This window comes from Roseovarius sp. SK2 (assembly GCF_028807495.1).
Classification (GTDB): Bacteria; Pseudomonadota; Alphaproteobacteria; order Rhodobacterales; family Rhodobacteraceae; genus Roseovarius; species Roseovarius confluentis.
This window is the reverse complement of sequence record NZ_JARAMK010000008.1, coordinates 172,634-193,827: the sequence shown is the minus strand read 5'-3', so window position 1 is coordinate 193,827 and position 21,194 is coordinate 172,634. Positions and strand designations below refer to the sequence as shown.

Annotated in this window: 20 protein-coding genes; 8 read left to right on the top strand and 12 right to left on the bottom strand. The window is 66.2% G+C overall.

Going from position 1 to position 21,194, the window contains the following annotated elements; translation table 11 throughout:
* Positions 1 to 96 precede the first annotated feature (96 nt).
* The 7 genes from PVV74_RS15810 to PVV74_RS15780 form a co-directional block, all read right to left on the bottom strand.
* The gene (locus tag PVV74_RS15810; protein WP_103763723.1) at positions 97 to 576 is read right to left on the bottom strand and encodes a hypothetical protein; all 480 of its coding nucleotides are present in this window, start codon (positions 574 to 576) and stop codon (positions 97 to 99) included.
* Positions 573 to 1,055: an RNA pyrophosphohydrolase gene (locus PVV74_RS15805; RefSeq protein WP_103763724.1), complete on the bottom strand. Its 483-nt coding sequence runs from the start codon at positions 1,053 to 1,055 to the stop codon at positions 573 to 575. The genes PVV74_RS15810 and PVV74_RS15805 overlap by 4 nt, the downstream gene beginning before the upstream one ends.
* Positions 1,052 to 3,064, bottom strand: coding sequence for a M3 family metallopeptidase (locus tag PVV74_RS15800; protein ID WP_274593880.1), 2,013 nt, complete (start codon positions 3,062 to 3,064; stop codon positions 1,052 to 1,054). The genes PVV74_RS15805 and PVV74_RS15800 overlap by 4 nt, the downstream gene beginning before the upstream one ends.
* Positions 3,042 to 4,106, bottom strand: a complete 1,065-nt coding sequence (locus PVV74_RS15795) for a HesA/MoeB/ThiF family protein (protein WP_274593879.1) — start codon at positions 4,104 to 4,106, stop codon at positions 3,042 to 3,044. The genes PVV74_RS15800 and PVV74_RS15795 overlap by 23 nt, the downstream gene beginning before the upstream one ends.
* Positions 4,106 to 4,561, bottom strand: coding sequence for a dUTP diphosphatase (dut, locus tag PVV74_RS15790; RefSeq protein ID WP_274593878.1), 456 nt, complete (start codon positions 4,559 to 4,561; stop codon positions 4,106 to 4,108). Before dut ends, PVV74_RS15795 begins: the two co-directional genes overlap by 1 nt.
* Positions 4,562 to 4,643: 82 nt before the next feature.
* Entirely contained in the window at positions 4,644 to 5,837 is a 1,194-nt protein-coding gene (gene coaBC, locus PVV74_RS15785) for a bifunctional phosphopantothenoylcysteine decarboxylase/phosphopantothenate--cysteine ligase CoaBC (protein ID WP_274593877.1), read from the bottom strand.
* Positions 5,838 to 5,970: 133 nt separating this feature from the next.
* The gene (locus PVV74_RS15780; protein WP_103763728.1) at positions 5,971 to 6,849 is read right to left on the bottom strand and encodes an RNA polymerase factor sigma-32; all 879 of its coding nucleotides are present in this window, start codon (positions 6,847 to 6,849) and stop codon (positions 5,971 to 5,973) included.
* 102 nt (positions 6,850 to 6,951) lie between these two features.
* Between PVV74_RS15780 and PVV74_RS15775 the strand changes: the two genes are divergently transcribed.
* The 4 genes from PVV74_RS15775 to PVV74_RS15760 all read left to right on the top strand — a co-directional run bounded on the left by PVV74_RS15775 (position 6,952) and on the right by PVV74_RS15760 (position 10,599).
* On the top strand, positions 6,952 to 7,443 hold the full coding sequence (locus PVV74_RS15775; RefSeq protein ID WP_274593876.1) for a bifunctional adenosylcobinamide kinase/adenosylcobinamide-phosphate guanylyltransferase: 492 nt from the start codon (positions 6,952 to 6,954) through the stop codon (positions 7,441 to 7,443).
* Complete coding sequence (locus tag PVV74_RS15770; RefSeq protein WP_274593875.1) at positions 7,440 to 8,015, top strand: histidine phosphatase family protein; 576 nt, start codon at positions 7,440 to 7,442, stop codon at positions 8,013 to 8,015. Before PVV74_RS15775 ends, PVV74_RS15770 begins: the two co-directional genes overlap by 4 nt.
* A 58-nt stretch (positions 8,016 to 8,073) precedes the next feature.
* Positions 8,074 to 8,952 (top strand): glutathione S-transferase, encoded by an 879-nt coding sequence (locus tag PVV74_RS15765; RefSeq protein ID WP_274593874.1) that lies wholly within the window; start codon positions 8,074 to 8,076, stop codon positions 8,950 to 8,952.
* 132 nt (positions 8,953 to 9,084) lie between these two features.
* A complete protein-coding gene (locus PVV74_RS15760) occupies positions 9,085 to 10,599 on the top strand; it encodes a YifB family Mg chelatase-like AAA ATPase (protein ID WP_274593873.1) in 1,515 nt (504 codons plus the stop codon).
* On the opposite strand, the gene PVV74_RS15755 is transcribed toward PVV74_RS15760, so the two are convergent.
* Genes PVV74_RS15755 through rsmI form a run of 4 tightly spaced genes read right to left on the bottom strand, consistent with a single transcriptional unit; the run spans position 10,577 to position 13,766 of the window.
* Positions 10,577 to 11,473, bottom strand: coding sequence for an alpha/beta hydrolase (locus PVV74_RS15755; RefSeq protein WP_274593872.1), 897 nt, complete (start codon positions 11,471 to 11,473; stop codon positions 10,577 to 10,579). The two genes, PVV74_RS15760 and PVV74_RS15755, sit on opposite strands and share 23 nt — an antisense overlap.
* On the bottom strand, positions 11,470 to 12,405 hold the full coding sequence (gene gshB / locus PVV74_RS15750; protein ID WP_103763734.1) for a glutathione synthase: 936 nt from the start codon (positions 12,403 to 12,405) through the stop codon (positions 11,470 to 11,472). Before gshB ends, PVV74_RS15755 begins: the two co-directional genes overlap by 4 nt.
* 57 nt (positions 12,406 to 12,462) lie before the next feature.
* A complete protein-coding gene (locus tag PVV74_RS15745) occupies positions 12,463 to 12,852 on the bottom strand; it encodes a YraN family protein (RefSeq protein ID WP_103763735.1) in 390 nt (129 codons plus the stop codon).
* A gap of 59 nt (positions 12,853 to 12,911) precedes the next feature.
* Positions 12,912 to 13,766: a 16S rRNA (cytidine(1402)-2'-O)-methyltransferase gene (rsmI, locus tag PVV74_RS15740; RefSeq protein WP_274593871.1), complete on the bottom strand. Its 855-nt coding sequence runs from the start codon at positions 13,764 to 13,766 to the stop codon at positions 12,912 to 12,914.
* Positions 13,767 to 13,852: 86 nt separating this feature from the next.
* Between rsmI and PVV74_RS15735 the strand changes: the two genes are divergently transcribed.
* The 4 genes from PVV74_RS15735 (at position 13,853) to PVV74_RS15720 (ending at position 18,809) form a co-directional block, all read left to right on the top strand.
* Positions 13,853 to 15,037 carry a penicillin-binding protein activator gene (locus PVV74_RS15735; RefSeq protein ID WP_103763736.1) on the top strand — a complete coding sequence of 395 codons (1,185 nt, stop codon included), beginning with the start codon at positions 13,853 to 13,855 and terminating at the stop codon, positions 15,035 to 15,037.
* Positions 15,038 to 15,059: 22 nt separating this feature from the next.
* Positions 15,060 to 17,825, top strand: coding sequence for a [protein-PII] uridylyltransferase (locus tag PVV74_RS15730; RefSeq protein ID WP_274593870.1), 2,766 nt, complete (start codon positions 15,060 to 15,062; stop codon positions 17,823 to 17,825).
* 228 nt (positions 17,826 to 18,053) lie between these two features.
* Positions 18,054 to 18,557: a phage tail protein gene (locus PVV74_RS15725; RefSeq protein WP_274593869.1), complete on the top strand. Its 504-nt coding sequence runs from the start codon at positions 18,054 to 18,056 to the stop codon at positions 18,555 to 18,557.
* An 87-nt stretch (positions 18,558 to 18,644) separates the two neighbouring features.
* Complete coding sequence (locus PVV74_RS15720; protein WP_274593868.1) at positions 18,645 to 18,809, top strand: hypothetical protein; 165 nt, start codon at positions 18,645 to 18,647, stop codon at positions 18,807 to 18,809.
* Between the two features lie 163 nt (positions 18,810 to 18,972).
* Here PVV74_RS15720 and PVV74_RS15715 read toward each other — a convergent pair whose 3' ends face one another.
* On the bottom strand, positions 18,973 to 21,051 hold the full coding sequence (locus PVV74_RS15715) for an oxidoreductase (RefSeq protein WP_274593867.1): 2,079 nt from the start codon (positions 21,049 to 21,051) through the stop codon (positions 18,973 to 18,975).
* Between the last annotated feature and the right edge of the window lie 143 nt (positions 21,052 to 21,194).

The following is a 21,194-nucleotide window of genomic DNA, read 5'->3' as shown; positions in this document are numbered from 1 at the left end:
TCGTGGGGTTGGTGAAAGCCGCGCGGGGCCCACTCACCCCGTCCCGGACCCGATCCGGGACCTCGTAGGGCGGGTGAAAACCCACGCGTCCCCCCCTCACTTCAGCGGCACACACTCCAACCCGCCCATGCAGGTCTCCACCTGCTTGACCTGCTCCGCCGACGGCTCGGGAAAGGCCCAGCTGCCGCAAGGGTCGGCCACCATCACCAGCTTCCGCCCGTGCTTTTCCAAAAAAACGAGGTACTCCGCCCCCGACTGCGCCCCGCCACACCACGGCCCGAAACAGCTGACTTCCAGCGTGATGTCCCGCGCAAACGGCGTCGTGAACCCGGCCCGCGACAGCGATTTCCCCTCCAGCCGCGCCGGGATCGCCACGGTCCGCCGGTCCTGGTTGGTGCCGTCATTCTCGGGCAGCCGGCCCTCGTCGAACCGCAACGCGCCCGCCACCACCACATAGGCCTGCTCCGCCTCCGACGCCTGGCTGTAGGTCCGCGCCACGTCCGGCCGCAGGCACGACAGTGCCAGCGCCGGTCCAGCCGCCAGTACCAAGGCCATACTCGTCAAAAACGTCTTCATAGCCTGTCTCCAAACGCGTTCATCACATTGGCATAAACCCCGCGCTTGAACGGCACGATGGCGTCCACCACCTCGTCCGGCGATATCCACTTCCATCTGGAAAACTCCGCCGGCGGCAGGGTGATGTCCACATCCGCATCGACCCCATGAAACCGCAGCAGAAACCACTTCTGCATCTGCCCCCGGTATTGCGCCTTCCACAGCTTCGGCACCAGCTCATGCGGCAGGTCGTAAGGTATCCACTCCGGCGTCTCCGCCTCCACCGTCACGAGGTCGGCCTTCACCCCGGTTTCTTCCCACAGCTCGCGCAGGGCCGCGTCCCGCGGAGCCTCGCCCTCGTCGATCCCGCCTTGCGGCATCTGCCAGGCGTCATACTCGCTGTCGATCCGCTGGCCGACAAAGACCTTGCCATCCTCGTTCACCAGCATCACCCCCGCGCAGGGCCGATACGGCAGCTTTTCGATCTCTTCCGGTGTCATGCCGCCAATCCCCGTCCTTTCAAGAGCGCCTCAACGCCGGGCATCCGCCCGCGGAAGGCCAGGTACAACTCCTCCGCCTCGCGCGATCCGCCGGTCGACAGGATATTCTCCTCCAGCGCCTTCGCCTTCTCGGCGTCAAACGCCCCGCCCGCTTCCTCGAACGCGGCAAAGGCATCGGCATCCATCACCTCCGACCACATGTAGCTGTAATAGCCGCTCGAATACCCGTCGCCACTGAACACATGCGCGAAATGCGGCGTCGCGTGGCGCATCCTTATCGCGCGGGGCATCCCCATCTCCGCCAACACCGCGGCCTGTTTCGCCATCGGATCGTCGGGAGCCTCCCCCTCGTGGAAGGCCAGATCGACCATGGCCGAGGCCACGTATTCCACCGTCTGGAACCCCATGTCATAGGTGGCGGCGCCCAGCACCTTGTCCAGCATCTCCTGCGGCATCGGCTCGCCCGTCTCGGCGTGCGTCGCGAACTCCGACAGCACCTCCGGCACCTCCAGCCAGTGCTCATAGAGTTGGCTCGGCAATTCCACGAAATCCCGCGCCACGGACGTGCCCGAAATGCTCTCATAGGTCACGTCCGACAGCATCTGGTGCAGCGCGTGCCCGAACTCGTGAAAGAGCGTCCGCGCATCGTCATAGCTCAACAGCGCCGGATCGCCCTTGGCGAAATTGCACACGTTGATCACCACCGGCCCCTTCACATCGGGAAACTTCCGCTGGCCCCGCATGGCCGAACACCACGCGCCCGACCGCTTCGATCCGCGCGCAAAGTAATCCCCGATAAAGACAGCCACATGGCGCCCCTCCCGCGTCACCTCCCACGCCCGGCAATCGGAGTGGTAAAGCGGCACATCCAGCCGCTCGAACTCCAGCCCGAACAGCCGATGCGCACAGGCGAACGCCGCCTCGATCATCCGATCCAGCTGCAAATACGGCTTCAACGCCGTCTCATCCAGATTATGCTCGATCTTGCGCCGCTTCTCGGAATAGTACCGCCAGTCCCAAGGCTCCAAAGGCCCGTTCACACCATCTTCCCGCATCATCTCGGTCAGCACGTCCGCATCCGCCTCCGCCTGCGCGCGGGCCGGGCCCCAGACATCCATCAACAGCCCCCGCACCGCCTCTGGCGTCTTGGCCATCTCGGTCTCCAGCTTGAACGCCGCGAAACTCTCGTAGCCCAACAGCTTCGCCCGCTCCTCGCGCAGCTTCAGCACCTCTGCGGCAATCTCGCGGTTGTCCGTCTCGCCCCCATTGGCCCCGCGCGAGGTCCACGCCTCATAGGCTTTCTCCCGCAAATCCCTCCGCGGCGAGAACTGCAGGAACGGCACGATCAACGACCGCGACAGCGTGATCACCGGCCCCTCCGCGCCTTTCTCCTCGCCCGCCGCCCGGGCCGAGCGCACCACGAACTCCGGCAGCCCGTCCAGGTCCGCCTCGTTCAATTCCATGAACCACCCCGCCTCGTCTTTCAGCAGGTTCTGCGTGAAGGCCGTGCCCAGTTCCGCAAGCCGCGCGCGAATCTCGCGCATCCGCTTGTCCGCCGCGCCTTCCAGCCCGGCCCCGGCGCGGCGAAACCCGCGATGCGTCAGCATCAGCACCCGCTCCTGCTCCTCGGTCAGCCGCAGGCTCTCGCGCGCGTCCCACAACGTCGCGATCCGCTGAAACAGCGCCTTGTTGCCGTAGATCTCCGACGAATACGCGGCCAGCTTCGGGCTGAACTCCCGCTGCAATTCCTGCCGCCTGTCATTGCTGTCGGCCCCTGCCACGGTAAAGAACACCGACAGCACCTTGTCCAGCCTGTCGCCCGCCACTTCCAGCGCCTCCACCGTGTTGGCAAATGTCGGCGGCGCGGGATTGTCCGCAATCGCCGCGATCTCGCCCCGCGCCTCTTCCAGGGCGGCCTCGAACGCAGGTGCGAAATCTTCGTCCGACACGGTGTCGAACGGCGCCATCTCGAACGGCGTCTCCCACTCACTCAACAGCGGATTGGTCATCTTGCTCTCCTCTTTGGCCGCACACGGGGCAGTCCGCCCGGCGGCTCAGTGATATCTTCCGGCTTTCCCCATATAGGGCGTCATAGATCAGCATTTCACCCCGCAGCGCCGCACCCGCCTGCGTGATCACCTTCACGGCCTCCACCGCCATCATCGATCCCACCACGCCCGGCAACGGCCCCAGCACCCCCGCCTCGGCACAGCTCGGCGCCAGCCCCGCCGCAGGGGCCTCGGGGAAAATGCACTGGTAGCAGGGCGCGCCCTTCGCCGGATCAAACACGCTCACCTGCCCTTCCCATTGCGACAACGCCCCTGAAATCAAGGGCTTGCCCTGCGCCACCGCCACCCGGTTGGCCAGGTAGCGCGTGTCGAAATTGTCCGTCCCGTCCAACACCAGATCATACTCGGCAAACAAGTCCGCCGCGAACGCCTCGCTCAACCGCCGCTGATAGGGGCGCATCTCCACGTATGGATTCACCGCCTCCGCCGCCTGCGCCGCCGAATGCACCTTGGGCATGTCGATCCGCGCATCGGTGTGTATCACCTGTCGTTGCAGGTTGGTCGCATCCACCACGTCGTCGTCGATCACCCCGATCCGCCCCACGCCCGCAGCCGCCAGGTAGAGGATCGCGGGCGAGCCCAGCCCCCCGGCCCCGATCACCAGCACCTTCGCCTGTTTCAAGGCTTTCTGCCCCGGCCCGCCGATCTCGCGCAGCACGATATGCCGCGCATAGCGTTCCAGCTCCGTCGGCGCGAACAGCCCCTTCGGTTTCTCCGGCTCCGGCGCCGCCACACGGCCCCGCAATCGCCGCAACACCTGGCGATAGGCCAGGACCAGCGCCACCGCTCCGGCCAGCAACAGCCAAGGCGCCGCCGTGCCGCCCGTCGCCTCGCGCAACCCGTTCCCATCGGGCAGCACCAGTTGCGTCAGCACCACGAACGCCCAAAGGATCGCGATCATCATCCAGCGTTGCCGCCGCGGCGCGCCCATCCACGCCCCAAGCCCCCAGATCGCACCGGCCAGCACAAGCACCAACAGCATCAGCCTGCCCCCGTCGACCCGAAACCGCCCGTCCCGCGCGCGGTGTCCTCAAGGCGCTCCACCACGTCGAATTCCGCCTGAACCACCGGCGCCACCACCATCTGCGCGATCCGCATCCCGTGCTCCACCGTGAACGGCTCGGCCCCGGCATTCATCACGATCACCCCCAACGGTCCGCGATAATCGCTGTCGATCGTCCCAGGGCTGTTGGGCAGCGTGATCCCGTGCTTCAACGCCAGCCCCGAGCGCGGCCGCACCTGCACCTCGTACCCCTCGGGTATCGCCAGCCGCAGCCCCGTCGGCACCAGCGCCCGCGCTCCCGGCGCGATCACCACAGCGCCCCGATCGGCCAAGTTCGCGCGCAGGTCCGCCCCCGCCGCCCCCGCCGTCTCATAGCGCGGCAGACCCAACTCACGGTCCGCGCCATCATCCCACATCACCGAAATGCTCACCATGCGCCGGTTCTTCCTGCTTTTCCTCTGGCCATAAATATCCTCGCCGAAGGCAAGATACTCTTCGGGCGCAACCACCGTCGCCTCAGCCCAACGCCTCCGCGATCCGCGCCACCAGCCGTTGCGCCACGTCCGCCTTCGACATGCGCGGCCAAGCCTCGGCCCCGTCGGCCGTGATCAGCGTCACGGCATTCTCGGCACCGCCCATGATGCCCGTCGCCGGGCTCACGTCATTGGCCACGATCCAGTCGCACCCCTTGCGCGCCCGCTTGGCCGTGGCATGATCCACCACGTCATCGGTTTCGGCCGCAAAGCCCACCACCAGCGGCGGTCGCCCGGCCTCCATCCGGCTGACAGTGGCCAGGATGTCCGGGTTCTCGGCAAACTCCAGCACCGGCAGCTTGCCACCTTCCTTCTTGATCTTGCGCGCCCCCGCGCTCGCCACGCGCCAATCCGCAACGGCGGCGGCAAAGACGCCCACATCGGCGGGCAGCGCGGCCTCCACCGCCTCCAGCATCTCCTGCGCGGTCTCGACGGCCACGACCTCCACACCGTCGGGCGGCGGCACATCCGCCGGCCCCGTGACGAAAACCACCTCCGCCCCCGCGCCCGCCAGCGCCCTGGCAATCGCCGTGCCCTGCGCGCCGGACGAGCGGTTGGCGATGTACCGCACCGGGTCGATCGGCTCATGCGTCGGCCCCGAGGTGACGATCACGCGCCTGCCCACCAGCGGCCCCTGCGCCAGCCGCGCCTCCACCGCCGCCACGATCTCCAGCGGCTCGGACATGCGGCCCGGCCCATGCTCGCCGCACGCCATGTCGCCCGCGTTCGGCCCGACAAACCCGATCCCGTCGTCCTTCAGCGTCGCGATATTGCGCTGCGTCGCCGCATGTTGCCACATCCGCACGTTCATTGCCGGCGCCAGCAGCACGGCTGTGTCCGTCGCGAGCAATAGCGTCGAGGCAAGATCATCCGCCTGGCCTCCTGCCATCTTCGCCATCAGATCCGCCGTCGCAGGCGCCACCACGATCAGGTCCGCGCTGCGGCTCAACTCGATATGCCCCATCTCGGCCTCGTCCGTGAGGTCAAAGAGGTCCTGAAACACCTTCGTCCCCGCCAGGGCCGACACCGACAGCGGCGTCACGAACTCCGCGCCCGCCCGCGTCAGAACAGGCGTCACCGCCGCGCCCCGTTCGCGCAGCCGCCGGATCAGGTCCAGCGCCTTGTAGGCCGCGATCCCGCCGCCGATGATCAGCAAAACACGTTTTCCGGCCAGCATGCGACGGCTCCCTGAATCTTCGGCCAAACACTATGCCCGGACCCGACACGGTACAAGGCCCGGTCCCACGACATGAAAAAACGCCGCCGCAGGCCGCGACAGCGTTATTTCATACGTCAGGAACGGACGGGTATCAGACCAGCAGGCTCTGCACTTCGCCACCCTGTTTTTCCAGGTAGCGGCGCATCTTCTGGAACGCCGCCGCCTCGATCTGGCGCACGCGCTCCTTCGACAGGCTCAGCTCTTCGCCAAGGCTCTCCAGCGTCCGCGCCTCGTCCTGCAACTTGCGCTGCACCACGATGAACCGCTCGCGCTCGTTCAGCTTGGACATCGCACCGCCCAGCCAATTACGCAGCGCGCCCCGGTCATGGTCTTCCTCGACCAGCTCATCACCGCGCTTGCCGTCATCCTCGATGGTGTCGATCCACTCGCGGCCCTCATCCTCGGTCGATTGCGTCGCGTTCAGCGAAAAATCCGAGCCGGACAGCCGGCCTTCCATCATCTCCACGTCGCGCAGCGGGACACCGACCTCGATGGCGATCATCTCGCGCATCTGGTGCCGGTCCAACGTCTCGCCCTTGGCCATGGATTCCCGCTCCAGCCGCGCCTGCACCCGGCGCATGTTGAAAAACAGCGATTTCTGACTGCTGGTCGAGCCGGTCCGCACCATCGACCAGTTGCGCATCACGTAATCCTGGATACTGGCCTTGATCCACCACACTGCGTATGTCGAGAACCGCACGCCGCGGTCCGGATCGAACTTGTCCGCAGCCTTCATCAGCCCAAGACCCGCTTCCTGGATCAGATCGTTCATCGGCGCACCATAGCGGCGATATTTCGACGCCATCGAAATCGCCAGGCGCATATACGCGGTGATCAGGCGGTGCAGCGCCGCCTCGTCCCGCTGGTCGCGCCAGGCATAGGCCAGCGTCAGTTCGGTTTCGGCGTCAAGCAGTTCGGCCTTCATCGCCGCGCGTGACATGTTGGTGCTGAAATTGCCATCCAAGGCCATGGTGAAGTACTCCCGGTCGCGATTTGAAAGCAGCTTTTTCGCCGTCTTTGGTGGTGGTACGCATCATCTCAACGCGCGGATCACGAAAAGGATGCAAAAAAAATGTTGCCGGGACTCACTTTTGTTTTAGGTACCGCCGGCTCGGGCAAGGCCGGGTTCGCGAAAACCCTCGTTACGGGCACGGGCCGCGGTCCCGTCTGCATCCTCACCGCACCCGCCGACGATCCCGCAGCTCAATCCAGCCTTGCAGGCCGCGAAACCGACTGGACCATCCTGCGCGCACCGCGCGATATCGGCCGCACGCTCGCCGGGATCAGCGGCGACTCCGCCGTCCTGCTGGACGCGCTGCCGCCGTGGCTCGACACCCTCATCGCCGACGGCAAGGACCCGGCCGAGGCCGAGGCGGAACTGATGGCCGGCCTCGCCCTCTGCGCCGCGCCCGTGATCGTGCTGAGCCACGAGCCAGCCCCGTCCGACCCGCCCGGCTCTTGCGCCGCGCTCTCCCGCCTGAACCTCAAGCTGGCCGCCAAGGCCGGCCTCGTGGTCAACGTCATCGCCGGCCTGCCCCAGGTGCTGAAAGGCGACCTGCCGTGAAAACCCGCCTTTTCTGGGTCCGGCATGGCCCCACCCACGCGAAAGGCCTCGTCGGCTGGGCCGATCTGCCCGCCGACCTCTCCGACACCGCGCGCATCGCCCGCCTTGACGTCCACCTGCCGCGACCGGCCATGCTCGTCTCCTCCGACCTCAGCCGCGCCGCCGCCACCGCCGACATGCTGGCCGGGCACCGCACGCGCCTGCCGCACGACCCCGCCCTACGGGAACTTCACTTCGGCGACTGGGACCTGCAATCCCCCGACGACATCGAGGACCAGGCCCGCTACCGGGCGTTCTGGGATCAACCCGGCGAGGTGCGTCCACCCTCCGGCGAAACCTGGCCCGAGCTTGTCGCCCGCGTGGACGCCGCCACCGACGCGCTCATCTCCGCGCATCCTGGTGCCGACCTGGTGATCGTCGCCCATCTCGGCGTCATTCTCACCCAGCTTCAGCGCGCCCTCGACCTAACCGCGACCGAGGCGTTCTCCCACAACATCGCCCCCCTTTCGGTGACCGAATTGCACCACGTCCCCTCCGGCTGGCACGTCGAAGGCATCGATCACGCCCCGTGATGCACATGCGCACAAATGATCGCTTTGCCACATTCCCGGCCCGGCCTAACGTCGCGCCATGACATACGATCTCTTCATCGGCGATCGCACCTTTTCAAGCTGGTCCCTGCGCGGCTGGCTCATGCTCGAAAAGTTCGACCTGCCCCACCGCACCCATATGGTCGGGCTCTACGACGGCACCATGGCCGACGACCTCAAGGATCTCGTCCCGGCCCGCCTCGTCCCGGTGATGCGCGACGAGGGCGGCATCGTCATCTTCGACAGCCTCGCCATGGCCGAAACCCTGGCCGAACGTCACCCCGACGCCGGTCTCTGGCCCGCCGACCCCGCCGCCCGCGCCCTCGCCCGCTCGATCACCGCGGAAATGCATTCCGGCTTTTCCGCCCTGCGCGCCGACTGCTCGATGCAGCTTCGGCATCAATGGCAAGGCTTCACGCCGTCCGACGCCGTCAATGCCGACCTCGCCCGCATCGAAACCCTGTGGTCCCTCGCCCACAGCCGCCACGGCGCAGACGGCCCTTGGCTCTTCGGGCGCTTCAGCCTCGCCGATGCCTTCTACGCCCCTGTCGCCGCCCGCATCGCGGGCTACGCCCTGCCCGTGGGCAAAACCGCGCAAGCCTATGTCGACACCACCCTCGCCGACACATCCTTCCGCCAATGGCGCGCGCTCGGGCTCACCAAGTCCTACGACCCTGTCCCCTATGACCAGCCGCTCGACCACACCACATGGCCCGGCCCCCGTACCGCCCCGGCCCGTCCCGTCGCCGATGGCACGCCCGAAAACACCGCCTGCCCCTATTCCGGCAAGGCCCCCACGCACCTGATGGAAACCGGCGGCCGCATTTTCGGCTTCTGCAACGCAACCTGCCGCGATAAAACCGTCGCCGACCCCGACGCCTGGCCCGCCTTCACCGCAATGCGCGACGGAACCGCCTGAAAGCACCCCCTTTTTCTTGCCAAAAATACTCAAATCCCGACCGTGCCTCACGCACGCTGTCGGGGCTGCGTTAACCATTCCTAAACCAATCGCGGGCTATCCGTTAACCATTCTCACGGAACGGAGTCCCCCATGGTCGCCCGCGCCTACACCGTCGCCTTCGAGGGCGTCGAGGCCCGCCAGGTCGAGGTGCAATGCGCCGTCACCCCCGGTGTCCCGGCCTTCTCGCTCGTGGGCCTACCAGACAAGGCCGTGTCCGAGGCGCGCGACCGCGTGCGAACCGCGTTGTCGTCGATGGCCATCGCACTTCCGTCCAAGCGCATCACCATCAACCTGTCGCCCGCCGACATGCCCAAGGAAGGCAGCCATTTCGACCTGCCCATCGCCCTCGCCCTGCTCGCCGCGCTGGAAATCATCCCCCCCGACGCCGTCGAGGGCACCTGCAGCCTCGGGGAACTCTCTCTCGACGGCTCCCTCATCCCCGTCATCGGCGCTCTCCCCGCAGCCATGGCCGCGGCCGAGGAAGAGCGCACGCTTCTCTGCCCAAAGGGTTCGGGGGCCGAGGCCGCTTGGGTCGGCGCCACGCAGGTCATCGGTGCCGCCACCCTCGCCGACGTGGTCCGCCATTACACTGGCCAGTCTCCCCTGCCCCCGGCGGAACCGGGCGAGGTCACGGCAGACGCCTCCGGCCGCGACCTGCGCGACGTCAAGGGGCAGGAACGCGCCAAGCGCGCACTCGAAATCGCCGCCGCCGGGCGACATCACCTGATGATGGTCGGCACGCCCGGCTCCGGCAAATCCATGCTGGCGGCCCGCCTGCCCGGCATCCTGCCGCCCCTCACCGCGCCCGAGGCGCTGGAAACCTCCATGATCCATTCCCTCGCCGGGCTGCTGACCGAGGGCGGCATCAACCGCACAAGGCCTTTCCGCGAGCCGCACCACACAGCCTCCATGGCCGCCATCGTCGGCGGCGGTCGGCGGGCGGGTCCGGGCGAGATCAGCCTTGCCCATAACGGCGTGCTCTTCATGGACGAGTTTCCGGAATACCCCCGCGCGGTCCTTGAGACCCTGCGCCAGCCCATCGAGACGGGCGAGGTCGTCGTCGCCCGCGCCAACGCCCATGTCCGCTACCCCTGCCGCTTCCTGCTGGTGGCTGCCGCCAACCCCTGCAAATGCGGCTACCTCCCCGACCCGGCCCGCGCCTGCGCCCGCGTGCCCCAATGCGGCGAGGATTACATGTCCCGCATTTCCGGCCCCCTGATGGACCGCTTCGACCTGCGCATCGAGGTTCCCCCGGTCAGCTTCACCGACCTTGACCTGCCCCCCTCCGGCGACAGTTCAGCCCAGATGGCCGAGCGGGTCGCCACGGCGCGGGCGGTACAACAATCCCGCTTTGCCGACCACGCCGACATGCGCCTCAATGCCGATGCCGAAGGCGAGGCCCTGGAAGAGATCGCGACCCCCGACACCGAAGGCCGCGACCTACTGAACACCGTGGCAGAACGCATGGGGCTCTCGGCGCGCGGCTATCACCGCGTCCTGCGCGTCGCCCGCACCATCGCCGATCTCGACGGCTCAACCGACGTCCTTCGCCCCCACGTGGCCGAGGCCGTCAGCTACCGCCTTATGTCGATGAAAGAGACCTGATCCAGTCTCCCAGATCCGCCAGGGTCTCGCGCCCCTCGGGCAGCAGGTTGTGAAACAGCGGCCAGACATGCGGCAGGTCGTGCTCCACCACCTCCGTCACGTCCACGCCTGCCGCCCGCAAATGCGCCGCCATTCGAAGCGTGTCGTCGCGCAGCACCTCGGTATCCCCCACCCCGATCCAGACCGGCGCCGCGCCCTCGAAATCGGCGAAAAGCGGCGAGACGCGCACGTCTTTCGGGTCCGTGTCCCCAAGATACCATTCGCACATTTCCTCGGCCCGCTCGATCGGCAGCACCGCTTCGCTTTCGGCATTCTCACGGATGCTGTCACCCGAAAACGTCAAATCCGTCACCGGCGACAGGGCGATGCAGCCCCTGGGCTGCGTCAGGCCCTCCCGCGTGATCTCCGCCAGCACCGCCAGCGCCAGGCATCCCCCCGCGCTGTCGCCCGCCAGCACCACGCCGCCGGGCCGGTCCATCACCGCGCGGTACGCCGCCATGCAATCGTCGAACGCACCGGGAAAGGGCGTCTCCGGCGCCAGCCTGTACTGCACCAAAGCTGCCGGCGCCCGCGCCTCGCGCGACAACACCGCCAGCATCTTGCGATAGACCCAAGGACTGCCGAACACGAAGCCACCCCCATGAAAGTAGAGGATCAACGGCCCGTCCTCGCGCCCCGTGCCCAGCGCCCATGTCCACAGCACCGGCACCTCGCCCAACTCGTCCTCGGCCACCGAGGTGCCGCGCGGCGCATGGAACAGGACCTTCGCCTTGGTCTCGAAGGAACTGCGCGCCTTGGCGACCGTGGCCTTGCGCAGGTGCGGCTTTTCGGTCAGCCGCAGCCACTGGTTCAGCAGTGGCCGCATCACGCTCATGCGCGTTTCGCCTCGATCGCGTCCCAGATCGTCCCGGCCACGTTGGTCCCGTCGAACCGCTCCAACTCCTGGATACCGGTGGGCGAGGTCACGTTGATCTCGGTCAGGTACTGCCCGATCACGTCGATGCCCACGAAAATCTGCCCCGCTTCGCGCAGCCGCGGGCCTATGATCGAACAAATCTCCCGGTCGCGATCGCTCAAGCTGACCTTCTCGGGTCGCCCGCCCACATGCATGTTCGACCGCACCTCGCCCTTGCCGGGCAGACGGTTGATCGCGCCCACGGGCTCTCCATCCACCAGGATCACGCGCTTGTCGCCGTCCTTGATCTCGGGCAGGTATTTCTGAACGATAAGCGGCTCGCGGCTGAACCCGGTGAACATCTCGTGCAGGCTTGAAAGGTTCCGGTCGCTCTCGGGCAGGTGAAACACCCCCGCGCCGCCATTGCCGTAAAGCGGCTTCAGGATCACGTCGCCATGCTCGGCCTTGAAGGCGCGGATCGTGCCCAGGTCGCGGGCAATCGCCGTGGGCGGCATCAACTCCGGGAAGTCTAGGATCAACAGCTTCTCGGGAAAGTTCCGCACCCAGAACGGGTCGTTCACCACCAGCGTCGTGTCCTTCACCCGCTCCAACAGATGCGTGGTCGTGATGTAGAACATGTCGAACGGCGGATCCTGGCGCAGCCAGACAACGTCGAACTCCGACAGGTCCGCAACCCGCTCCTCGCCCAGGCTGAAATGATCGCCCTTCACCCGCTGCACCGTCAGCGGCCAGCCCCGCGCGGTGATCCGCCCGCGGTCATAGGCCAGCTTGTCGGGCGTGTAATAGAACAGCTCGTGGCCCCGCGCCTGCGCTTCTTCGGCCAGGCGAAAGCTGCTGTCCCCGTCAATGTCGATCCCGTCGATCGGATCCATCTGAAAGGCGATTTTCATGGGCCATCCCCGTCTTGTGCTGCCCTCTACATGGGCCAAGCACCGACAGGGATCAATTCAGAAATGCCCGAACGCGTTTTCCATAACCGTCACGATACCTTGCCCGTCCATGACCGCGAGGTCAAAGCGCACCTCGCTAAGCTGCCCATCAGGCGTCTGCCCAAGATATTCGGACGCCGCCACGTGAATACGCTGCATCTGGGCCGGGCGCAGCAGCGCCATCGCGCCTTCAACCGTATCCGACGCCTTCACCTCGCAGAACACGTAAACGCCGTTTTCGAGAAAGATCAGGTCGATCTCACCCCCCTGTCCGCGCCAACGGGTTTCCAACAGGTCGGCGCCACGACGGTCATAGTCCAGCGCGACCGATTTCTCGGCGGACGCCCCCTTCTGATAGGCGCGTTGCCCGCGTTCCCTGCGCCTGCGCAGGATGGTGTCGCATGTCATTCCGGTCTTCCTTACTTCATCTCACCCCGGCATCTCACACCAAAACATCTAATTTTTTCCTAACCGCTCAATTCCAGCGCCCGCTGATACACGACCCGCCGTTTCAGCCCCAGCCGCGTCGCCACCGTATCGGCCGCATCCCGCACGCTCAGCGTTTCCAGCGCCGCGCTCAGGGCCACATCCAGATCCTCGGCACTGCCTACCTCTGCCGTGCCGCGTTCGATCACCACGACGATCTCGCCCTTGACCGGTTGTGCTTGCAGGCGTTCGGCCAGCTCCTTCAGCGTGCCACGCAGCACCTCTTCGAATTTCTTCGTCAGTTCCCGGCACACCGCCGCCTGCCGTTCCTCGCCCAGCACCTCGGCCGCGTCGCGCAGCATCGCCGCCACCCGCTTGGGCGATTCGTAAAACACCAGCGTGCCGGGCACGCCCGCCACCTCCCGAAGTGCGGATTTCCGCTTGGATCCGCCCGACGGCAGAAAGCCCGCGAAAAAGAACCTGTCGGTCGGCAATCCCGCCACGGTCAGCGCCGTCACGACCGCCGACGGCCCCGGCGCCGAGATCAGCGCATGCCCCTGCGCCACCGCCGCGCGGGCCAGGTCATAGCCCGGATCGGCCACCATCGGCGTGCCCGCCTCGGACGCGTAAACCACTGATTTGCCGCTCTCCAGCGCCGCCATCAGGCGCGGGCGGGCGCGGTCGCCATTGTGGTCGTGATAGGACACGAGCGGTCTGTCACCCAGTTTCACCCCGTGAATTTCCATCAGTCGCCGCAGGCTGCGCGTGTCCTCCGCCGCCAGCACATCGGCATCTGCAAGGATGTCGAGCGTGCGCAGCGTGATGTCCCGCGCCGCCCCGATCGGGGTCGCCACCAGGTACAGCCCGGGCGCAAGGCTCTGCTTGTCGGGATTCATCACTGGACCCGCCTCTCTGGACGTCTATTATCGTGACCAACTGCGCCGTCCACCCGGACCGCGCGAAAGAAGGAGTTCGTACCCTGATGTTTGCCGTTTTCGATGCCGTCCGCAAGCCGTTCCACCGACTTGCCCTCTTGGCCACGTTCCTGCTGCTCGCCGCCTGCGACGCCGGCATACCGGTGGTCGGTGGCAATAGCGGCCAGCGGATCGACCCGGGCGCCGCCGTGCCGGTCGCCCTGCTGGTGCCGCACGGCGCGGCAAACCCGAACGAACAGCGCCTTGCGCGCGACCTGGAAAACGCCGCCCGCATGGCCGTGGCGGACCTTTCCGGCGTCAATATCGACCTGCGCGTCTACGGCACTGCCGGCAATGCGGGCAAGGCCCAGCAGGCGGCGCTCAATGCCGCCGCCGACGGTGCCAAGATCATCGTGGGCCCCCTGCACGCCGAATCCGCCAACGCCGTCGCCGTCGCAATGGCGCCCAAGAACATCAACGTGCTGGCCTTCTCCAACAACCCCACCATCGCGGGCGGCAATCTGCTGGTCCTCGGCCAGACTTTCCAGGATACCGCCAATCGCCTGACCGGCTATGCCGTCAGCCAGGGCAAGCGCCGCATCTTGACTGTGCATTCGCGCAACCTCGCCGGGGAACTGGGCCGCGACGCCATCGCCCAGGCCATTCGCGCCAACGGCGCGACATCGGCCGGCGTGGTGAACTACGAATTCTCGCAAGGCGGTGTCGTCGGCGCCATCCCGGCGATCAAGGATAACGCCCAGACCAACAGCGCCGACGCGATCTTCCTGACGGCCAATTCCGCCGGCGCGCTGCCACTCTTTTCTCAAATGCTGCCCGAGGCGGGCCTGTCCCCGGCCGAGATGCAGTATATCGGCCTTGCCCGCTGGGACGAACCGGCGCAGACCCGCACGCTGCCGGGCGTTCAGGGCGGCTGGTTCGCCATTCCCGACCCGCAGCGCGCCAACCAGTTCAAATCGCGCTTCCAGGCGGCCAACGGCAACCCGCCGCATGATCTTGCCGGTCTCAGCTACGACGCCATCGCCGCCATCGGGGCGCTGACCAGCTCCGGCCGGGCCGATGCCCTGTCGCGCTCCCGCCTGACGCAATCGTCCGGCTTCCAGGGCGTAAACGGCATCTTCCGCTTCCTGCCCAACGGCACGACCCAGCGCGGCCTTGCAGTGGCCACCATCCGCAACCAGCAGGTCGTGGTGCTGTCGCCCGCCCCCGCCAGCTTCGGTCGCGCGGGTCTCTGATCCCGCGCCGCCGACCCATGCCATGAAGGACACGCTGACGCCGCCGGACGCGCTGATCTGTCCGGCCGAGGTCATTTTCGACCAGGACGCCGTGCAGGCGCGCATCGACGCCGTGCGCGAGGCCGACCCGTCGGATACCGTCGCCCTGCGCCGCGAGGCGATGACCGCAACGCGCGAGGCCATGACGGCGGGCTACGCCGCCATTGCCGAGGCACTTCTGCAGACGCCCTTCGCCGCACGCGAGGCGACGCGCGCGTACACCTGGCTCACCGACTGCGCCGTGATGACCGCCCTGCAAGTGGCCAGCCGCCACCTGCACCCCCTGCCCAACCCCACCGAATCCGAGCGCCTGACGGTCTTCGCCGTGGGCGGCTATGGCCGGGGGGAAATGGCGCCTTTCTCGGATGTCGACCTGCTGTTTCTCACGCCCTACAAGATGACCGCCTGGGCCGAGAGCGTGATCGAAAGCACGCTCTACATGCTGTGGGACCTCAAGCTGAAAGTCGGGCACGCCAGCCGCACGATCCGCGAATGCATCCGCCTCGGGACGGATGATTTCACGATCCGCACCACGCTGCTGGAAAAGCGCCTGCTTTACGGCGACGACAGGCTGGCGGGCGATCTCGACCACCGCCTGCGCAACGATCTCTTCAAGGGCACCGAACGCGAATTCGTCGAAGCCAAACTGGAAGAACGCGACGCCCGTCACGAAAAGCAGGGCGAACGCTACATGGTCGAGCCCAACGTCAAGGAGGGCAAGGGCGGTCTGCGCGACCTGCAATCGCTGTTCTGGATTTCCAAGTACCTCTACCACGTCGACAAGGTGTCCGACCTCGTGGACCACGGCCTTTTCATGGAAGACGAGTTCGAAACCTTTCTGAAGGCCGAGACCTTTCTCTGGGCCACCCGATGCCACCTTCACCTCGTCACCAACCGCGCGACCGAACAACTGACCTTCGACCTTCAGGTCGAAGTGGCCGAGCGCATGGGCTACAAGGACCGCGCCGGGCGCCGCGCGGTCGAGGTGTTCATGCAGGAGTATTTCCGCCACGCCACCGCCGTTGGCGACCTCACCCGCATCTTCCTGACCAAGCTGGAAGCGGCGCATGTGAAATCCGAGCCTCTGCTGCAACGCCTTTTCACCCGCAAGCGCAAGCTCAAGGACGGCTACAAGGAAGTCCACGGGAGGCTGGCCATTGTAGACGAGAAAGACTTCCTGTCGGACCCGCTCAACCTCTTGCGCGTGTTCGAGGAAGGCCTGCGCACCGGGCTGCTGATCCACCCCGACGCGATGCGGCTTGTCACCGCCAATCTCGACCTCATCACCGAAAGCTTCCGCGAAAGCCCCGAGGCCCGCAAACTGTTCCTCGGGCTGCTGCTGAAGCACGGCAACCCCGAACGGGCGCTGCGCCGGATGAACGAGCTTGGCGTGCTGTCGGCCATCATCCCCGAATTCGAGCCGATCAGGGCCATGATGCAGTTCAACATGTATCACAGCTACACGGTGGACGAGCACACCATCCAGTGCGTCAGCCAGCTCTCCAAGATCGAGCGCAAGGAGTTGACCGAGGACCTGCCGATCGCGTCCTCGATCCTCGATGCCGGCGTGAACCGCAAGGTGCTTTACGTCGCCATGCTCTTGCACGACATCGGCAAGGGCCGGGACGAGGATCACTCGATCCTCGGCGCCCGCATCGCCCGCCGCGTCGCCCCCCGGCTGGGGTTGAAACCCAAGGAGGTCGACACGGTCGAATGGCTGGTGCGCTATCACCTGCTGATGTCCGACATGGCCCAGAAACGCGACATCGCCGATCCGCGCACCGTGCGCGACTTCGCCAAGGCGGTGCAGACCCGCGAACGGCTCGATCTTCTCTGTGTGCTGACCGTCTGCGACATCCGCGGCGTCGGGCCGAACACGTGGAACAACTGGAAGGCCTCGCTCATCCGCGCGCTCTACCGCCAGACGCGCCGCGCCATGGAAGGCGGGCTCGAGGCGCTCAACCGCGAACAGCGCGGCACCGACGCCAAGCGCAACCTGCGCGAGGCCCTCACCGACTGGGACGCGAAGGACCTCAAGACCGAGCTGGAGCGCCACTACCCGCCCTACTGGCAGGGCCTGCACGTCACCGCACACGAAGATTTCGCCCTCCTGCTGCGCGACATTTCCGAGAACGAGATGCGCATTCAGCTCACCCCCGACGAGGACCGCGACGCCACGCGCGTCTGCTTTGCCCTGGCCGATCACCCCGGCATCTTCAGCCGCATGTGCGGCGCGCTGGCGCTGGTGGGCGCCAACGTGGTGGACGCGCGCACCTATACCACCAAGGACGGCTATGCCACCGCCGCCTTCTGGATCCAGGACGCCGACGGCAGCCCCTACGAGGCCGACCGCCTGCCGCGCCTGACCCAGATGATCCGCAAAACCCTCGGGGGCGAGGTCATCACCGGCGACGCGATGCAATCGCGCGACAAGATCAAGAAACGCGAACGCGCCTTCCGCGTGCCCACCCACATCACCTTCGACAACGAAGGCTCGGAAATCTACACGATCATCGAGGTCGACACCCGCGACCGCCCCGGCCTGCTGTTCGACCTGACGCGCACGCTGTCCAATGGCAACGTCTACATCAACTCGGCGGTGATCGCGACCTATGGCGAACAGGTGGTCGACACGTTCTACGTCAAGGACATGTTCGGCCTGAAATTCTATTCCCCCGCCAAGCAGCGGGCACTGGAACGCAAGCTGCGCGAGGCGATCTCGGACGGCGTCGAACAGGCGATCCGCTGAAAACGGGCGTGAAAGTGTAGCCCACGGCATTGAATAGGTTGCGACGAATGGCGGTTGTGCGGGACGAAGCGGGCTTTCGTTGCGACGGCGCCAACGTTCGCTTCGGGTTGCCATCTTCCCGAAAGCGCCTGAACGGTGAGCGCCGGCCGACTTGTTGAGCCCTCGACTTCATTTCTGGCAATTCGGCGTTTTTATTCATATCCTGCGCCTATTCTCAGGAGACATTTCATGGCCCAGTTTTCCGTCAACACCCATCGCCTCGACCCCTACAAGAACTTCAAGTTTCGTGTGAAATGGGACGGCCGTTTCGTTGCGGGCGTCAGCAAGGTCAGTGCGCTCAAACGCTCGACCGAGGTTCTCAGTCTCCGCGAAGGCGGCACCCTCAGCCGCCCCCTCCGCTCTCCCGGCAAAACCGCTTATGAACCCATCACCATGGAACGCGGCATCACGCACGACACCGCGTTCGAGGATTGGGCCAATCAGGTCTTCAGCCTGCAAGGTGATGCGGCAGTCTCGCTCAAGGACATGCGCAAGGATATCCAGGTCGAGCTCTACAATCTCTCCGGACAGCTCGTCATTCGCTACAACGTTTTCCGCGCTTGGGTATCGGACTACGAGGCACTCCCCGAGTTGGACAGCCAAGGCGAGGCCATGGCCGCGATCGAACGCATAACCCTGCAACATGAAGGGTGGGAGCGTGATAGGAACGTCACTGAACCGACCGAGACCTGAGGCCGCGACGACTGAGCGGCGAGGGCTCGGTCCGGTCCTTCGTCGCAAGCTGCTTGAAGGTCGCCAATGCGGACGGAGCTGCCGTTCATGACGGAGGCGAGCGTCAGCCCCTGGGGTGGCGATCCGACGGCAATTCTGAAGCCCTTTATGCCTGCCAGATACATCCTCGGAATGATCGTTGCGCCCAGCCTCAGCCAAATCGCCAGCCCAAGGGAGGGGCTGACGATGGCCGGGCCGCTTCGCGGCTGTTAACCGGCTGGTGACTCGATACTAATGTCTCGCAAAGGGCTCGCGGCGGTCATTGCGCTTCAACTCCACCGCAGGTTCCTGCAGGCCCCATTTCCTGCGCAGGAAATGACCGTTAAAATACTCATTTTAACGCCCGGAATTTTCGAAAATTCCGGTCCGCGCCACCTCACCTCTCCGGCGACAAATCCACCCGCTCGCCCCGCCGCGGCGGGGCGATCTGCGCGCCGGTGACCGTCCGGGCAAACTCGTGCCCCGCATGCACCGCCGCCGCGATGGTGCCCGGGCAATAACAATCCCCGATCTGCGTCACCGCCCTGATCCCCGCCGCATCCCAGTCGGCCTCGTGCTCCTTCAGATTGGTCCAAAGCGCATCATTCGGCACCCGCGACGTCACCGGCACCAGCGTCTCGCAGGGGATCTGCCGCCGGGCGTCGGAATAGACACAAGCCAGTTCCAGCGTGCTGCCATCTCCCTCCGCCACCTTGTGCAGCGGAATGATCGTGACTCCCAGCCCGATCAACCGCGCCTGGATGCGCTCTTGCTCCAGAGTGTTCGTCGTCCACGGCGCTACCACCGCTTCGGGCGTCACGAACACCACCTCGCGCCCGGTCTGCACGGCCAGCTCGGCCAGCACGTTGCCAAGGTAATACCCGTCATCGTCATAGATCACGATCGGCCCCGATCCATCATCCTGCTCCAGCCCGCCCTGCATCGCGCTTTCGGGCGACAGCACCGGCAATGCCCCGAATGCCGCGACCGGCAGGCGGTGCGTGCGCCCCACCCCGTCCAGCCGCCAACTGGCCCCGGTGGCCAGCACCACCTGCCCGATCCCGTAGTCCAGGATATCCGACGCGCTCAGCCGGCTTTGCAGGTAGAGGTCCGCTGCATCCTTCTGCTGCAACTGCCACAGCCGCCAGTCGCGCACCCGGCCCCATTCCGCCAGCCCCGGCAAGGCGCTTTCGATGGCCACGCGCCCGCCCCAGGCGTCACTGGCTTCCGCCAGCACAACCTCGTGCCCCGCCGCGACCAGCCCGCGCGCCGCCTCCATCCCCGCAGGCCCACCACCGACGATCAGGAACCGCTCCGACGCAGTCTTGTCCCCGGTCATCACCTCCGGATGCCAGCCGCGCCGCCACTCCTCGCCCACCGTCGGGTTCTGGGTGCAGCGCATCGGCATCAGCAACTGATCCCCCGACACGCAGATATTGCACCCGATACACTCGCGGATTTCCTCCAGCCGCCCATCCTTGATCTTGTTCGGCAGGAACGGGTCGGCAATCGACGGTCGCGCCGCGCCAATCAGGTCCAGATGCCCCGACTTGACCAGCCGCACCATCGTGTCGGGCGAGGTATACCGCCCCACCCCCACCACCGGCTTCGTCGTCACGGATTTCACAAACGCCGTGTAAGGCTCCTGGTACCCCTCCTTTGCAAACCGCGACGTCTGGCTGTCATTCGACCAGTCCGAGATGTTCACGTCCCACAGGTCAGGTTCCTCAGCCAGCGCCTCGATGATGTCGCGCCCCTCGACCTCGTGGCGCAGCCCGTCCGCGCCCATCAACTCGTCCACCGCCAGCCGCACCGCGATGGCGCAACTGTCGCCCACGGCCTCCTTGGTATCGGCAAGCACCTCGCGGAACAGCCGCAGCCGGTTCTCGAAACTGCCGCCGTATTCATCCGTCCGGTGATTATGCCGCGCCAGCAGGAAATGCTGCAGCAGGGTCATGTCATGCCCGGCATAGACATAGATGATGTCGAACCCCGCCCGCCTGGCCCGTTTGGCCGCGTCCACATGCCAGCCCCGAAACGCCTTGATGTCGGCCTTGTCCATCGCGCGCGCCTGCCATGGATCGCCCCAGTCACTGGGCGTGGGCGAAGGCGCCAGAATCGGCTGCCGCGCATAGCGCCCGGTGGCATGAAACCCGTTATGCGCCAGCTGGATCGCCGCAAGGCTGCCATGCGCCTGCACGGCTTCGGCCATCAGCTGCAGCGCCGGAATGTCCCCGTCATCCCACAGCCGCCCCTCGTTGGCCGGCGTCAGGTCGGAACTGGGATGGATCTCTGTTTCCTGGGTCGAGACCACGCCCCAGCCCCCTTCCGCCTTCACGCCGCGATGCGCCGCCTCGGCCTGCGGATAGCGAAAGCCCATGCCGGTGCAATGCGGCACCTGGTAGAACCGGTTGCGCGTGGTCTTGGGCCCGATCCGCACGGGCTCGAACAGGATGTCATAGGGCGAGGTCGTCATCGGGGGCACCTTCCGATCCGGGTGGGGTTGCCCGACGCTACCACCCTCGTCGCGGGGCGCCAGACCTCAATATGCGGCAAACGCACCGCGCGGCGGCCTCAGGAAGTCGCGTGGCACGACGCGCGAAAATTCCACCGTCGCAA